The organism is Aquicoccus sp., assembly GCF_041686535.1.
In the GTDB taxonomy this organism is placed as follows: domain Bacteria; phylum Pseudomonadota; class Alphaproteobacteria; order Rhodobacterales; family Rhodobacteraceae; genus Aquicoccus.
Map to the genome: position 1 here is coordinate 1 of NZ_JAWLDS010000034.1, position 15,629 is coordinate 15,629.

A 15,629-nucleotide genomic window follows, 5' to 3' on the forward strand; every position below is an offset into this window, starting at 1 on the left:
GGGGGTCTTCCTTGATCAGGATGCTGACGCTTGGCCGGGTCCGTCGTTTCATCTACGCCCCCAGCAGGTTTGGGATCGTGCGATGCACGCCTCGCGCGCGTGGCCATCAGAAACGTCATTAACAGTCGTGTGCTCGCGCTTTTTTTATGATCCTCTTTGATCACGTCAGAGAGTAAAATGCGTTATTGCTCAAGAATCCCGTCTTTGCAGGCAGATCCTCCACGGGCGGGAACTCAACAGAAAAGGATCAGCAATGAATATTCCCGAAGCTACCAAACCCGCAGTGTGGGGTGCCATCGGTGGCGCGATCGTCGCGATCGTGATCGGATTTGCCTGGGGCGGATGGGTGACTGGTGGAACAGCGTCCGAGATGCAATCCGCCAGTGCGGAATCAGCCGTCGTTCAGGCGTTCACACCCCTCTGCGTCGCCAAGGCCGAGCAAGAGCCGGAACAGATCGCCTTGTTGAAGGAAGAACGGAGCTATCAGCGTGACAACTTCGTGGTCGAGGCTGGCTGGGTCGACAATGTGAGCGAAAAGTATCAGTCGGAAGTGGCGGATTCGTGTGCCGATTTGATCATAGAAGGCATGGAGTAGCGCAGGCGAGTCCCGCCAAGGCATATCGTCACTCTATCTCCATGTTGAGCCTCGGGACGGCGTTTCAAGCCGATTTGGCAGCTTCATCGGCGGGGCCAGCACAAGGATCGGCGGGGATACTCTGCCGCGAATTTCCAGAATGGGCAGGCTTCGCTGCAGCATATCGGTAGACCGATGAAGGGCGGAAGTGGGCTCGAAGCCACTGTTCGCTGCGTAGGGCGCCAACGTCCGCTCCGGGCCGGTCGCGCTTGTTGACCCCGTGTTTGCACTGTGGCTTAGCAAATCCTGCCACCTGCAGCGAATGCCCACATATCGGAACATTCCCTGCCCTTTTGTCGCCGTGGTCGCGACGCCCGTCACGTCGAGGAGGGCGGGCATCTTTTCAACCGGGTTGTCGAACGTCATCGGCGGGGGGCCATTGTCCGGTTGTACGCGGGCTGGGCGCGCGCGCGATCCGGGGGGCGTCACGGTTCGTCCACGTCGAACACGAAGTTCCCGGGGTCCATCCGGTTCTCGATGAGTTCGAGGATTTCGGGCCGGATCGTGCCGTTCTGCGGATTGAACAGGCCCGTGCGTTTCAGCGCCGCGCGCGCGTCGATGTCGCGTCCGAGATATTCCAGCGCGACCTTTGATGCCCCCGGTTTGCGGCCGCGCCGCGTGGGTCCGCCGGTCTGGATTCCCACAAGGATGTCCAGCCGGCTTCGGTGGCTGGGGTAGAGGGTCGCCTGGGTGATCGTGTTCACCTCGACCGATTCGTATTCCATGATGTAGATCCGGTCGGCGAGGAAGAACAACACGCCTTCATACTTGTTGAGCCCCATCGCGCGGCCCGTTGCGGGATCGCGCAGGACCTCGATGTTCTTCCAGTAGTACTTGCCGTCTTCCTTGTAGATCAGCGCCAGCGACCGGATCACCTGACCGAGATTGCCGAAGGAATAGAAATACCGGAAATAATGGCCGAGATATTTCTCGAGGCCATGGCTGTGCTGATACAGCCGGTCGAGATGGCGGAGCGGTTTGCTGAGCGCCTCCTGCTGGATCGGCTTGCGCTTGAGGGCGACGATTTCCTCGAATTGCGGTGGATCGAGCAGGAGTTCGGATTCCGAAACGCCGAAGAAATCGCAGATGCGCCGCATGTTGTGGCGCGACGGGTGGGAGCTGCCGGCGAGGTACTTGTTGAACTGCTGGCGGTTGATTTCAAGCTTGCGGCAGACCTCGGCGATGGAGAGGTGATAGCTGCACAGCAGCGCGAGGTTGTGGCGAAGCTCATCGGACATGATGCCTTGTTAAGGTGATGCGTGTAGCGCGTCAATTCGCGAATGGCCGCGAAATTGCCCCCCGGCCGGGCGCGTCTTAGGCTTCCGCCGTGCAGGGCGCGCTTCTGTGCGCCTCGAACCGGAGGCAGGCCAATGCAGCATGTGAACGAATTCCCCCACGCGGTGACCGAGATCCGGCATGTGGAGATCCCCATGCCCGACGGTTGCAGGCTGGCGGCGCGGATCTGGATGCCGGAAGGGGCCGAGGCGGCGCCGGTGCCCGCGATCCTCGAATATCTTCCCTATCGCAAGAATGATTTCACCACGGCGCGCGATGCCTCGATGCAGCCCTACCTGGCGGGGCATGGTTACGCGGTGATCCGGCTGGACCTGCGCGGGGCGGGCGATTCCGAGGGGCTCATGCTGGATGAATACCTGCCGCAGGAATTGCAGGACGGGTGTGACGCCATAGCCTGGATCGCGGATCAGCCGTGGTGTGACGGCAATGTCGGCATGATCGGCATTTCCTGGGGTGGCTTCAACGGGTTGCAGATCGCGGCCCTGCAACCACCCGTGTTGAAGGCGGTGGTGACGCTTTGCTCTACCGATGACCGGTATGCCGATGATGTCCATTACATGGGCGGTTGCCTGCTGGGTGAACAGCTCAGCTGGGCCTCGATCATGTTCGGGCGCAACACGCTGCCACCGGACCCGGCGAATGTCGGTGACAAGTGGCGCGAGATGTGGCTGGAGCGCCTTGAGGGCAGTGGGCTGTGGCTCAGGAACTGGCTCGAGCACCAGCGCCGCGACGCATTCTGGCGCCACGGGTCGATCTGCGAGGATTGGGCACGGGTCAAGGTGCCGGTCTACGCCGTTTCGGGCTGGGCCGATGGCTATCCGCGCAGCGTCTTTCGCCTGATGGAGAATCTGCAGGGCCCCAGAAAGGGGCTCGTGGGCCCATGGGCGCACCGCTACCCGCATATGGGAGAGCCGGGGCCCGCGATCGGGTTCCTGCAGGACGAACTGCGCTGGTGGGATCACTGGCTCAAGGGGCGGGATACCGGCATGATGGACGAGCCGATGCTGCGGCTTTACATGCAGGACAGAGTGCCGCCGCGGGGCCATTACGTGACGCGCCCGGGACGCTGGATCGCCGAGCCGGGCTGGCCTTCGCCGCAGGTTCGGCGCAGGCTGTTTCACCTTGCCCCGGAGGGCGGGATGACACGTGTCGCACCCGCGAAGGGCGCCGTCCTTGTCCATCAGAGTCCCGCGGATGTCGGCATGGCGTCGGGAAAGTGGTGCGGCTACGGCGTGCCGGGCGATGCCCCGGTCGATCAGCGCCGGGACGACGCGGGCAGCCTGTGCTTTGACTTGGATGTACCCGAGACCGGGCTGGCTTTCGTCGGCGATGCCAGGGTGCATCTGCGGCTGAGCGTTGACCGTCCGGTCGCCCAGGTCGCGGCCCGGCTGGTGGACGTGCATCCCGATGGGCGGGGAACGCGCCTGTCCTTCGGGGTGTTCAACCTTACCCACAGGAATGGCCATGACCGCCCCGAGGCGCTGGAGCCAGGGCGGGTTTACGATGTGATCATCCCGATGAAGCCCGTGGCCCAGTCGCTGCCGGCCGGGCACCGCCTGAGACTGGCCCTCTCGACCGGTTACTTCCCGATGATCTGGCCCGCGCCCGCGCCTGTGACGCTGTCGGTTCACACCGCGGGCAGCGCACTGGAACTGCCCTTGCGCGATCCATCGCCGCTGGATGACGTGTTGCCGGCATTCGAGGCACCCGAGGCCGGGCCGCCGGCGCCCATCGAGCAGGTTGCCGCGCCCGAGACCCATTTCCGCATCGTCGAGGATGCGGCCGGCGGCGAGATGCAGATGCAGATTGCCGGTGGCAGCGGGGTCACGCGGCTTCCGGATAACGATCTGACGCTGCACAAGCAGGGATACGAGACCTACGGGATAGCGCTGGATGATCCATGCGACGCCTGGGGCCGGACCGAATGGCATCACGGGTTGCGGCGCGGGGATTGGTCCGTGCGCTCGGTCACGCAGACCAGCCTGCGCGGGGATGAGAACGACTTCATCATCACCGCGACCTTGCGCGCATGGGAAGGTGAGACACTGGTAGCGGAAAAGCAGTGGGAGGAACGGATCGCGCGCGATCACTTGTGAGCGAAAAGACGCGGTTTGTGCGTCACGTTGCGAATAGTTGCGAAGTGGGCCGACGCGGGGGCCTGTGCCATGCTCTGGCCGGACAATATCAAGGGAGAGAACAAGAATGAAACCGACTGCAACGACGCGCCGAGGTTTTCTCGGCACAACGGCGGCACTGGGTGCGCTGGGCCTTGCCCCGGCCTGGACCACGGCCGCCTTTGCCCAGCAGACCGGCGGCACGCTGCGCCTGCGCATCGACAGCGACAACGACGTGCTCGACCCGGGCTTCATGACCGGCGGCATCGAGATCGAGGCGCAGAAGCAATGTCTGCCCTTTCTTGCGCAATATGCCCGCGACGGGGATACCTTTACCTGGGAGCCGACCTATTTCGTCACCAGGCTGGAACAGCGCGACGCGACGCATATCGATTTCGAGCTGACCGAGGGCCTGACATGGTCGAACGGCTATGGGCCGGTCACGGCCGCGGACGTCAAGTTTTCCTACGAGCGCATGAAGGACACCGACTGGTCGGGCTATTTCGAGGCGCTCGATCATGTCGAAGTGACCGGCGAGCGCACCGGCACGATCGTGTTGTCGAAGCCGTTCGCGCCATTCATCATGATCACCCTTTGCCACGGGCCCGGCGCAGTGCTGAGCGAGAAGGCGATGGCGGATGCGGGCGGAGAGTTCACCACCCAGTTTCCGGCCGTGTGCGGCCCCTATACCTATGAGGCGACACCCGGCCAGCGCGCGGTCTTCAGCGCCAACCCCGACTGGACCGGGCCGGCGCCGGCCTTTGACCGGGTGGAATGCAACGTCATCTCCGAGGTCAAGGCGGCGGAGCTGGCCTTCGAGGCCGGTGAGCTGGATTGCACCGAGGTGGGCGCCGACACGCTGGCGCGCTATGCCAAGGACATGCCCGACGGCACCGGCATCGCCGTTGCGGGCGAGCTGCAATACATGTGGATGGGAATGAATACCGAGCATCCCAAGTTGCAGGACATCCGCGTGCGCCAGGCGATCCAGCACGCCGTCGATGTCGACACGATACTTCAGGGCGCATACTCGGGCACCACGCCCAGGTCGCACGGTATCATCTGCCCCGGCCTGATCGGTCAGCGCGACAGCACGGGCTATGGCCTTGACCCGGACAGGTCGCGCGCGCTGTTGGCCGAGGCGGGCGTTTCGGGGCTGGAACTGACCCTGCGCACCCTCAACAACCAGGAGCGGATGCTGGCCGCGCAGATCATTCAGTCCAACCTCGCCGCAGTGGGCATCACGGTGACCGTCGTTCCGCTCGACAGCGGGCCGTTCTGGGAGATGGGCCAGGAAAGCAAGGGCGAGACCTGGAAGGACCTGGAATTGTGGCTGATGCGATTCGGGACCACGCCCGACCCCTATGAGGCGACGCAATGGTTCACCTCGGACCAGGTCGGCGTGTGGAACTGGGAACGATGGACGGACGAAGAATACGACCGGCTCTATCAGGAAGGCATCGACGAAACCGATCCGCAGAAGCGCCATGACATCTATGTGCGCATGCAGGAGATCATGGAAAACACCGGTGCCTATGTCTGGATCAACCATGAACCGGAAGCCTTTGTTCACAGCACCGACATCGTGGTGAACGCCGCCCCGTCGGGCGAGTTGAACTACCGCCGCTTCGAAAAGGCGTAACCACGAGGACGATCTCCGTCCCGGCCCGCATCGTTCGGGCCGGGACGGCGCGCCTGCTCGTCGGGGCCATAGGAGGATCACTTTGCTTTATTACCTGACCAAGCGCCTTGGCCTGTCCGCGGCGGTGATCGGCCTCGTCGTGCTCGTGCTGTTCTCGCTGCTCCACCTCATTCCGGGCGATCCGGCAACAATTGCCCTTGGCCCGCGCGCCACGCCCGAGGCGATCGCGCGCTATGCCGAGAAGATGCATCTCGACGAACCGGTCTGGCGGCAATTCCTGATCTATATCGGCAATGCGCTGACTGGCGATCTGGGGCTCGACGTGTTTTCCAACCGCCCCGTGACGGCGATCATCATGGAGCGGATCGGCTTTACGCTGGCGCTGGTCTGTGCCGGGATGGGCTGGGCCATGCTGCTGGGTATTCCGCTGGGCTGCCTTGCGGCCGTCAAGCCGGGCAGCTGGCTCGACCGTGTGACCGGCGTGCTGTCGGTGGGCACCATCGCCGTGCCCTCGTTCCTCGTGTCGATCTGGGCGCTGCTGATCTTCGCGGTGCAGCTGCGCTGGCTGCCGGCCATCGGCGCGGGCGAGCCGGGAGAACTCGGCGATCAACTGTCGCACCTGGTGCTGCCTGCCTTTGCCATCGGGCTGAGCTGGGTGGGTTATCTTGCGCGGATGGTGCGGGCGTCGATGCTGGAGGTGATGGGCGAGAACTACATCCGCTCGGCCCGCGCCTTTGGCCTGCATCCGCAGCGGGTGATCTTCGGCTATGCCCTGCGGGTGGCGATCCTGCCGACCATCACGCTGATCGGCATGGGCTTTGGCGGCATGATTTCCTCGACCGTGTTCGCCGAGATCATCTTTGCCCGCCCCGGCATCGGCAAGCTCATCTTCGACGCCGTGATGGCGCGCAATTTCCCGATCGTGCAGGGCGCGGTCCTGGTGGCCACCGGCCTCTATATCCTCGTCGTCCTGTTTTCCGACGTCCTCATAGCCTGGTTTGATCCCCGTGTCCGAGAATCGCTCTGAATCCGAAACCGGTCTCCCGGTCGTCGACGCGACGGGTCTTCCCGATCACGTGACCGCCGGGGCGATCCGCGAGTCCGCTGCGCGCGAACGCCGTGAAAAGCTGCGCATGTTCCTGACCAACTGGCAGGGGCTGACCGGGCTGGTCCTTGTCGTCCTGTTCTTTGCCAGCGCGATCTTCGCGCCATGGATCGCGCCCTATGATCCCAACGCGCTCGACGTGCCGTCGCGTCTGTCGGGTCCGACATGGGATCACCTTGCGGGTACCGACCAGTTGGGCCGCGATACGCTGTCGCGCATCCTTTATGGCGGGCGCGTGGCGCTGAAGATCGCGGCCATCGGCGTGTCCGTGGCACTGGTCGCGGGGCTTGTCCTCGGCATGATTGCCGGGTTCGGGCCGCGCTGGCTCGACAACCTGCTGCTTCTGGCATTCGATACGGTGCGGGCCTTTCCGACCATCGTTCTGGCGCTCGCCATGGTGGCCCTGACCGGGCCGAGCCTGGAAATGGTTCTTGCCATCGTGATCATCACTTCGATCCCGCAATACGCGCGCGTGGCGCGGACCGCGACGCTGACGCTCAGGAATACCGATTTCATCCTCGCGGAACGGTCGCTCGGGGCAAGCACGGCGCGGACCCTGCTGCACCATGTCATGCCCAATGTCGTCGGGCCGCTCTTGATCCTGGCCGCGATGGACGTGCCGGTCGTGGTCACTGTCGAGGCCGGCCTGAGCTTTCTTGGGCTGGGCGTGCTGCCGCCTACAGCGAGCTGGGGCACGATCCTGAACGAAGGGTACCTGGTGATCCGCGATGCGCCCTTGATGGTGATCGCCGGGGGCATCCCGCTGGTCCTGACCACGCTGGGCTTCACCTTTCTTGGCGAGGCGCTGCGCGACATTTTCGATCCACGCATGGGAAAAGGACGCTGACATGCCCAAGGACGCAACCCGCGTGCCTGAAACCCTGCTCGATATCCGCAACCTGTCGGTGGATTTCCGCACCCCGCGGGGCCGGGTCAAGGCGCTGCGCGACATCAGCTTTCCGATCCGCAGGAACCGGATCGTGGGCATCGTCGGTGAAAGCGGGTCGGGCAAGTCCACCGTGCTCTGGGCGCTCCTGGGTCTTTTGGCCAAGAATGCCGAGGTGACGAGCGGCGAGGTGCTGTTCGAAGATCGCGACCTGCTGCATGCCAGCGAGGCGCAGCTGCGCGCCACGAGGGGCGAGGAAATCTCGGTCGTGTTCCAGGACCCGATGACCAGCCAGATCCCGGTTCTGACCTATGGCACGCAGATGCGCGACATCCTCTATCGCCGGCCCGGCCTGCCCACCGCCGAGAAACGCCGCATGGCCGTCGAGATGCTGGGCAAGGTCGGTATTCCCGACCCTGACAAGCGGATCGACCAGTACCCGCACCACTTCTCCGGCGGGATGCGCCAGCGTGCGGGGATTGCCATGGCGTTGCTCACCGGGCCGCAACTCTTGCTGGCCGACGAGCCGACCACCGCGCTTGACGTCACGATGGAGGCGCAGATCATCCACCTGTTGCAGGATCTGCAGCGCGAGCTGGATGCGACGGTGGTCGTGGTCTCGCACAATCTGGGCCTGATCGCGGAGCTTTGCGACGACGTGGTGGTGATGTATGCGGGCGAGGTGATCGAGGCGGGCGAGGTCCGCGAGATATTCCATAACGCGCAGCACCCCTATACCCGCGCCCTGCTGGAATGCGATCCCGCACGGATCGACGACGTGTCGCGCAAGCTGCCGGTCATCCCGGGCGACATTCCCGACCTGACAAGGCCGCTTTCGGGTTGTGTTTATGCGCCCCGCTGCCAGCGGGCCATGCCGGTCTGCCGCGACCGGCCACCACCGGATGTCGCCCGTGTTGGCATGAGCCTTGCGCGATGCCACCTTCTCGAAGGGCCGCATCACGACCCGGACTGGCCGCCGGCGCTCGACGTGATGACCGTGGGCCGCGGCGAGGCGGGTGCACGCAAGCCGGCCCGGGTCAAGCGTGACGATCCGCTGCTCGACGTGTCCGACCTGAACGTGCAGTTCGAGACCGTTGGTCCATTGCGGGCACGCCTCAAGGGGATACGCACCCGTCACGTGGATGCCGTGCTGGATGTCAGCCTGTCGATCGCGCCGGGCGAGACCGTGGGGCTGGTGGGAGAAAGCGGCTCTGGCAAGACGACGCTGGGGCGCACGGTGCTGAACCTGGTCCCGGCGCAATCGGGCAGCGTGCGGTTCGAGGGCCGGGAGATCCGCAACATGCCCGAGTCGCGGTTCAAGCCGATGCGGCGCGACATGGCGATGATGTTCCAGGACCCGGTCGGCTCGCTTTCGCCGCGCAAATCGGTGCGCGCGCTGATCACCGAGCCGTTCCAGATCCACGGCATCACCGGGCTCGACCTGGATGACGAAGCCGAACGGCTGGCCGAGATGGTGCGCCTGCCCAAAGCGTTCCTGTCGCGCTATCCGCACGAATTGTCGGGCGGGCAGGCGCGGCGCGTGGGGGTGGCCCGGGCGCTGGCGCTCAATCCCAAGCTGCTGATCGCCGATGAACCGACGGCCGGGCTGGACGTGTCGGTGCAGGGCGAGATCCTCAACCTCATGGCCGATTTGCAGGCCGAACACGGGCTGGGCTACCTGATCATCACTCATAACCTGCCGGTGGTGCGCCATATTGCCGATCGGCTGGCGATCATGTATCTGGGCCGTATCGTCGAGGAGGGCCGCACCGATGAGGTCTTTGCCCGCCCGGTGCATCCCTATACGCAGGCCTTGGTTGAAGGCGTGCCACAACCCGACCCCGACCGCCGCCGCGTGCACGTGTCGATCTCGGGCGAGGTGCCAAGCCTGCTCAACCGTCCGAAAGGCTGTGATTTCGCGGGCCGCTGCCCCTTCGCACAAGACCTTTGCCGCGCCCAGAAACCCCCGCATGTGACAATGGCCGATGGGCGGCAACACGCCTGCCATTTCCCCCTCGGGCACTAACAACGCAGACTCCAGCAAGAGAAAAACACAATGAGTTACGGTATTTACATCGGACGCAACCACACGGCTGACGGGGTGGCCTACCTGGCCGGGTACGGCGATGAGCCCAGCAGCCACTGGCTCGAAATCAACCCGCGCGCAGCGCATCCGGACGGTGCGACCCTCACCGTTGGCGTGACCCCGCAGGCCGACATGCCCGGGTATCTGAGCGAGATCCCGCAGGCGCGCGAGACGCTGCGCAACATGCGGGTGAGTTACAGCTATTATCTTGGCGTGCCGGCGCCGCTGACCAATGGCGGGCTGAACGAATGCGGCGTGGCGGTGCGCGACATCTGGTCCACGTCGCGGGACGAGCTGATCGCGATGACGCCGAAAGACCAGACCGGGCCGAATTATTCCGACCTCGCGCGGATCGTGGTGGAGCGCGCGCGCAGCGCGCGCGAGGGCGTCGATCTGATCGGACGGCTGATCGCCGAACATGGGTATTCGACCTATGGCGGGAATTCCCACATGATCGCCGACCCGGACGAGGCCTGGGTGGTGATCGAGTTTGCCGGCGGCAAGGGCCTTTGGTGTGCCGAACGGCTGGGGCCGGACAGCATCCGCGCCTCGCGGCCGGGCTATATCGGGGAAATTCCCGATGCACCGAACGATGATTTCCGGTTCCCGCAGCATTTCTTCGATACCGCGCGCGAACAGGGCTGGTGGTCGCCGGATGACGGGCCGTTCCACGTCAACCGCATCTATGGTGATGGCAAGCACCGCTGGGACGGGGTCGCATGGATCGAGGACGAGATGCGCGCCCGCGCGGCCCGACCCGAAAAGATCGGGCTGGAGGACGTTTTCTGGTCGATCAGCACCGAGCGCCTGACCGGAGACACCGCCGGATACGGACAGGTTGTGCCGCTGATCCACCCCGCCCATGACGCGTTGCGCATGATGTGGCACGCGCCGGTCGGGCCGGTCACCGCGCCGCTCTTGCCGGTCTTTCTGGGGCAAGGCCCGGTGCCGCCGGCCTGGCGGCAACACCGCTACCTGACAACGGGCGAGAGTCATCGTTTCCTGGATTGCCGCAAGAGGGACAAGGATCCGGACACGGTTTCACCTGTCCCGCAGGGTATCGAAACCGGGCCGTCGGCGTTCCACGAGTTCAAGCGGCTGATGCACCTGGCCTTCCAGAAACCGGATCCGATCCTGGGCGAGGTCTGGACCCATTGGCGCGCGGTCGAGGCCGACGTGAATGCCCGTATCCCGGACGTTCTGCGCGCCGCCGAACGGCTTCTTGAGGCGGGTGAGGCGCCATTGGCGGAACAGGTCCTGACCGAGTTCAGTCATGCGCGTCTGGCCGAGGCGCTGGCCGATTGCCAGGCATTGTCCGAAGCGGCACATGCAAGGCTGCGCGCGCTGGGCAGCCTCAACATGACCGGGGAACCGCGTATGCTTGACCAGATCTGGTAAACCCGGGCCGCTCCAGCCGCCATGAGCCGCCGAGGGCCGTGGCCGGTGGTGGCGGCCAGGGTCAGAAGGTGGGTTCGAGCCCTTCGGCCATGAGCGCGGCCTCTTGCGCGGCCTTGGCGCGGGCAAATCCGTCGCGCCCGGAGAGGCGCTCGAACCAGGCCAGGCAATTGGGGGGCAGGTCGTCCTCCATGCGCAGGGCGAGGGCGAGCTGGACCGCGTAGCCGACCGAGATGTCGGCATTTGAAAAGCCGCTGGTCAGCAGATGGCTGCGCCCGTCGGCCAGTGTCTGTTCGGCGAGGCGCAGCCGGGCGAGGAACCAGATCTTGTAATCCTCGGCGACCTGGGGCTGGCGGCGCTCGGGCGGTTCGAACATCGCGTAGCGCAGGACGAGTGTTTGCGGGAAGGTCAGGGTCGCCTCGCCATGGTGCAGCCAGTTGAGATAGGCGCCGTAATCGGCATCCCCCGGTGCGCGGGCGAGTCGGCCACCGCCATGCACGGTCGAGAGGTAATGCGGGATGGCGGTGGATTCGGTCATCCGGGTGTCGCCGTCGATCAGGAGCGGCACGGTGCCCAGAGGGTTTTCGCCCATGTAATCCTTGCGCAGCGCCCGTGGTGGAAAGGGCAGCATGTGCAGGTCGTATTCGAGCCCCAGCTCTTCGAGCGACCAGAGCGCCCGGAAGGAGCGGGCATCGTGGCAATGCCAGAGTTGCAACATCGCGTTTCCCCGTTGTTTCGACAGCGTGTCGAAGCAAGTTATGGAGCAGATCGCGGCCCGGCCCAAGACGGTTTTTGCCATTCCTTCGCGGCCGGTGGTTTCGAGTTGCCATTTCTTGCCACGCCGCCCCATAATCGAGGCGGCAAGGAGCATGGGAGCGCTTTGCGCCGGCCGCGAGAGCAAGGGGCAGGTCATGGCAAGGATCGTCAGCGCAGTGTCACCTGACTCGGAGCGTTTCCGGGCCAATCGGGCGGGGATGCTCGATCTTCTGGGGCGGATGGAGGCGATCGAGGCACGGACCCGTGCGGCATCGGAGCGGTCGCGGGCGCGCTTCGAGAAGCGCCATCAGCTTTTGCCACGCGACCGGGTTGCGCTTTTGCTCGATCCGGGGCGGCCGTTCATCGAGTTGTCGAAACTGGCGGGCTATGGCCTCGACACGGACGACCTTGAGGCATCGGTGCCGGGTGGCGGGGTGATTGCCGGGATCGGCCATGTCTCGGGGGTGCGCTGCATGATCAACGCCTCGGATTCGGGGATCGCGGCGGGGGCGTTGCAGCCGATGGGGCTCGACAAGCAGATCCGCGCGCAGGAAATCGCGCTCGAAAACCGGCTGCCCTATGTGCAACTGGTCGAGAGCGCGGGCGCGAACCTGATGGATTACCGGGTCGAGGATTTCGTGCGCGGTGGCAATCTTTTCCGCAATCTCGCGCGCCTGTCGGCGGCGGGGCTGCCGGTGGTCACGATCACACATGGCAGTTCGACCGCGGGCGGGGCCTATCAGACCGGGCTTTCGGATTACATCATCATGGTGCGGGGGCGCACGCGGGCGTTCCTGGCCGGGCCGCCGCTTCTGAAGGCCGCGACCGGTGAGGTTGCGACCGAGGAAGAGCTGGGCGGCGCAGAGATGCATACCGGCATTTCCGGGCTGGGCGATTACCTGGCCGAGGATGATCGCGAGGCGCTCGGCCTTGCGCGGTCGATCCTGGCCGATATCGACTGGGATTGCGCGGGCGCGGCGGAGCGTGATTTCGACGAGCCGGCCTGTGACCCGGAGGAGCTTCTGGGCCTGATGCCGATGGATCATCGCCAGCCGGTGGACATGAAAGAGGTGATCGCGCGCATCGTCGATGGTTCGGAGTTCACCGAGTTCGGTGCGCGCTATGGTGGGGCGACGGTCTGTGGCAATGCGCGGATCGCGGGCTGGCCCATAGGGATCATCACCAACAATGGCCCGATCGACCCCGATGGCGCGTCCAAGGCCACGCATTTCATCCAGGCCTGTTGCCAGGCGGGCACGCCGCTTCTCTATCTCAACAACACGACCGGATTCCTGGTGGGGCGCAGCTATGAGGAGGAGGGCAGCATCAAGCATGGATCGAAGATGATCCAGGCGGTGACCAACGCGACCGTGCCGCAATTCACCATTTATTGCGGGGCCTCGTTCGGGGCGGGGAATTACGGGATGTGCGGGCGCGGCTTCCATCCGCGGTTCTGTTTCTCTTGGCCCAACGCCAAGACCGCGGTGATGGGCGGTGAGCAGGCTGCGGGCACGATGGCGGTGGTGCATCAGATGCGCGCAGAACGGCTGGGCGAGGCTTTGGACCACGACAGGCTCGATGCGCTCAAGGCGCGGATCGTCGAGAATTTCAACCGGCAGATGGATGCGTTCCATACCTCGGCGCGGCTTTTGGATGACGGGGTGATCGACCCGCGCGACACCCGTACGCTGATGATCGAGATCATGCAGATCGCGCGCGAGGCCGAAGCGCGGCGGCCCAACACGATCCAGTTCGCGGTGGCGCGGCCATGAGCGGGCCGACACCCTTCACCAAACTGCTGGTGGCCAATCGGGGCGAGATCGCGGTGCGGGTGATGCGCACGGCGCGGAAGATGGGCGTTGGCACGGTGGCGGTTTATTCGCAGGCCGATGCAGGGGCGGCGCATGTGCGCATGGCCGACGAGGCGGTGTGCATCGGCGGGCCTGCGCCGGGGGAGTCCTATCTGCGGATCGGGGCGATCATCGAGGCGGCACGCAAGACCGGGGCGGATGCGATCCATCCCGGCTATGGTTTCCTGGCCGAGAACCCGGAGTTGCCCGCGGCCTGTGCGCAAGCGGGGATCGTCTTCGTGGGGCCGCGGGCCGAGGTGATCCGGGTGATGGCAGACAAGGCCCGCGCCAAGGCGTCGATGGAGGCGGCGGGCGTACCCTGTGTGCCGGGTTACCAGGGCGAGGATCAGGGCGACCAGCGGTTGTTGAGCGAGGCGCGGCGGATCGGCTTCCCGGTGATGATCAAGGCCACGGCGGGCGGCGGCGGGCGCGGGATGCGCCGTGTCGAGCGGGAGCGTGATTTCCCGGGCCACCTGGAATCGGCGAAATCCGAGGCGAAGGGCGCGTTCGGCAGCGATTCCGTGCTGCTGGAAAAGGCGATCGTCGATCCCCGCCACGTTGAAATCCAGATCATGGCCGACCGGCATGGCAACGTGATCCACCTGGGCGAGCGGGATTGCTCGATCCAGCGGCGTCACCAGAAGCTGATCGAGGAGGCGCCGTCGCCCGCCGTCGGCCCCGACTTGCGCGCGGCGATGGGGCGGGCCTCGGTCACGGCGGCCAAGGCGATCGGCTACGAGGGGGCGGGGACGTTCGAATACCTGCTCGATGCGCAAGGCGATTTCCATTTCATGGAAATGAACACAAGGCTTCAGGTCGAGCACCCGGTGACGGAAGCGGTCACCGGGCTCGACCTCGTGGAGATGCAATTGCGCGTCGCGGCGGGCGAGCGGCTGGCGCTCGGCCAGGAGGATGTGAGGTTCGACGGCCATGCGATCGAGCTGCGGCTATGCGCGGAAGACCCCGAGGCGGGGTTCATGCCGCAAGGCGGGCGGCTGACCCTGTGGGAGCCAGCCGATGGCATCCGCGTCGATCACGGGTTGCAGAGCGGGGCTGAGGTGCCGCCGCACTATGATTCGATGATCGCGAAACTGGTCGCGCATGGCCCCACGCGCGAGGACGCGCGCCAGAGGCTGCTGGCGGGGCTGCGGGAAACGGTGGCGATGGGGCTGCGCACCAACAAGGATTTTCTGGGTGACTGCCTTGCACATCCGGTCTTTGCGGCGGGCGGGGCCACCACCGGCTTCGTGGCGGAACATCGCGGAGCGTTGAGTGCTCCCGAGGGGAGCGAGGCGCGTGCCGCGATGCTGGCGGCCGCGCTCTTGCGGGCGGAGCCGGGGATGCGGCTGACCCACGGGTTTTCCGCGCCCCTGCGCTTGATGCGGGGCGAGGTCGAGTATCAGCCACATGTGCAGGTGCGTGGCGATGGGGTCTGCCATGTCGAGATGGCGGGCCATGATGCGCTCGATCTGCGGGTGGTGGAGCGGCGCGGGCACCGCGTCGCCTTCGACATGGCGGGCGCGCGTCGCGTCGCGGTATTTCTTGCCGGGCCAGCGGGCGTTTATGTCCAGACCGCGGGGCGGTGCTTCGATTTCACCGATCTCACTTTCCGGCCCGGCGTGAAGGGCGGGGTGGCAAGCGGCGACGGCACGCTGCGCGCCACGATGAACGGCACGGTGGTTTCGGTGAATGCCGCCGTGGGGGATGTGGTCGAGCCGGGCCAGCCTCTGGTGGTGATCGAGGCGATGAAGATGGAGCATGCCCATGTCAGCCCGGTGGCAGGCCGGGTGACAGCCGTGAACGTGGACAAGGGCGCACAGGTCGGACCCCGTGCCGTTCTGATGGAGATCGCGGCGGGGTAGGCG

Annotated in this window: 11 protein-coding genes; 9 read left to right on the forward strand and 2 right to left on the reverse strand. The window is 65.3% G+C overall.

Translation table 11 applies throughout. The annotated features are described in order from the left end of the window. Positions 1–253: 253 nt before the first annotated feature. Positions 254–595 carry a hypothetical protein gene (locus ACESL9_RS09175; protein WP_372615116.1) on the forward strand — a complete coding sequence of 114 codons (342 nt, stop codon included), beginning with the start codon at positions 254–256 and terminating at the stop codon, positions 593–595. A gap of 464 nt (positions 596–1,059) precedes the next feature. Here ACESL9_RS09175 and ACESL9_RS09180 read toward each other — a convergent pair whose 3' ends face one another. Then, complete coding sequence (locus tag ACESL9_RS09180) at positions 1,060–1,872, reverse strand: helix-turn-helix transcriptional regulator (RefSeq protein ID WP_372612801.1); 813 nt, start codon at positions 1,870–1,872, stop codon at positions 1,060–1,062. A gap of 132 nt (positions 1,873–2,004) precedes the next feature. On the opposite strand from ACESL9_RS09180, the gene ACESL9_RS09185 reads away from it, so the two are divergent. The 6 genes from ACESL9_RS09185 to ACESL9_RS09210 all read left to right on the forward strand — a co-directional run bounded on the left by ACESL9_RS09185 (position 2,005) and on the right by ACESL9_RS09210 (position 11,161). Beyond that, positions 2,005–4,026: a CocE/NonD family hydrolase gene (locus ACESL9_RS09185; RefSeq protein ID WP_372612799.1), complete on the forward strand. Its 2,022-nt coding sequence runs from the start codon at positions 2,005–2,007 to the stop codon at positions 4,024–4,026. A 106-nt stretch (positions 4,027–4,132) separates the two neighbouring features. Further along, positions 4,133–5,686: an ABC transporter substrate-binding protein gene (locus tag ACESL9_RS09190; RefSeq protein ID WP_372612797.1), complete on the forward strand. Its 1,554-nt coding sequence runs from the start codon at positions 4,133–4,135 to the stop codon at positions 5,684–5,686. 82 nt (positions 5,687–5,768) lie between these two features. Beyond that, positions 5,769–6,713: an ABC transporter permease gene (locus ACESL9_RS09195; protein WP_372612795.1), complete on the forward strand. Its 945-nt coding sequence runs from the start codon at positions 5,769–5,771 to the stop codon at positions 6,711–6,713. Beyond that, the gene (locus tag ACESL9_RS09200) at positions 6,694–7,638 is read left to right on the forward strand and encodes an ABC transporter permease (RefSeq protein WP_372612793.1); all 945 of its coding nucleotides are present in this window, start codon (positions 6,694–6,696) and stop codon (positions 7,636–7,638) included. Before ACESL9_RS09195 ends, ACESL9_RS09200 begins: the two co-directional genes overlap by 20 nt. Position 7,639: 1 nt before the next feature. Continuing rightward, positions 7,640–9,703 carry a dipeptide ABC transporter ATP-binding protein gene (locus ACESL9_RS09205; protein ID WP_372612791.1) on the forward strand — a complete coding sequence of 688 codons (2,064 nt, stop codon included), beginning with the start codon at positions 7,640–7,642 and terminating at the stop codon, positions 9,701–9,703. 30 nt (positions 9,704–9,733) lie between these two features. After that, complete coding sequence (locus ACESL9_RS09210) at positions 9,734–11,161, forward strand: C69 family dipeptidase (RefSeq protein ID WP_372612789.1); 1,428 nt, start codon at positions 9,734–9,736, stop codon at positions 11,159–11,161. Between the two features lie 61 nt (positions 11,162–11,222). Here the strand turns inward: ACESL9_RS09210 and ACESL9_RS09215 are convergent, their stop codons facing one another. Beyond that, on the reverse strand, positions 11,223–12,029 hold the full coding sequence (locus tag ACESL9_RS09215) for a glutathione S-transferase family protein (protein WP_372674746.1): 807 nt from the start codon (positions 12,027–12,029) through the stop codon (positions 11,223–11,225). A gap of 40 nt (positions 12,030–12,069) precedes the next feature. Here ACESL9_RS09215 and ACESL9_RS09220 point away from each other — a divergent pair, with 40 nt between their 5' ends. Both ACESL9_RS09220 and ACESL9_RS09225 read left to right on the forward strand, forming a co-directional pair. After that, complete coding sequence (locus tag ACESL9_RS09220) at positions 12,070–13,686, forward strand: acyl-CoA carboxylase subunit beta (RefSeq protein WP_372612785.1); 1,617 nt, start codon at positions 12,070–12,072, stop codon at positions 13,684–13,686. Beyond that, entirely contained in the window at positions 13,683–15,626 is a 1,944-nt protein-coding gene (locus ACESL9_RS09225; RefSeq protein WP_372612783.1) for an acetyl/propionyl/methylcrotonyl-CoA carboxylase subunit alpha, read from the forward strand. The genes ACESL9_RS09220 and ACESL9_RS09225 overlap by 4 nt, the downstream gene beginning before the upstream one ends. The last annotated feature ends 3 nt before the right edge of the window (positions 15,627–15,629 follow it).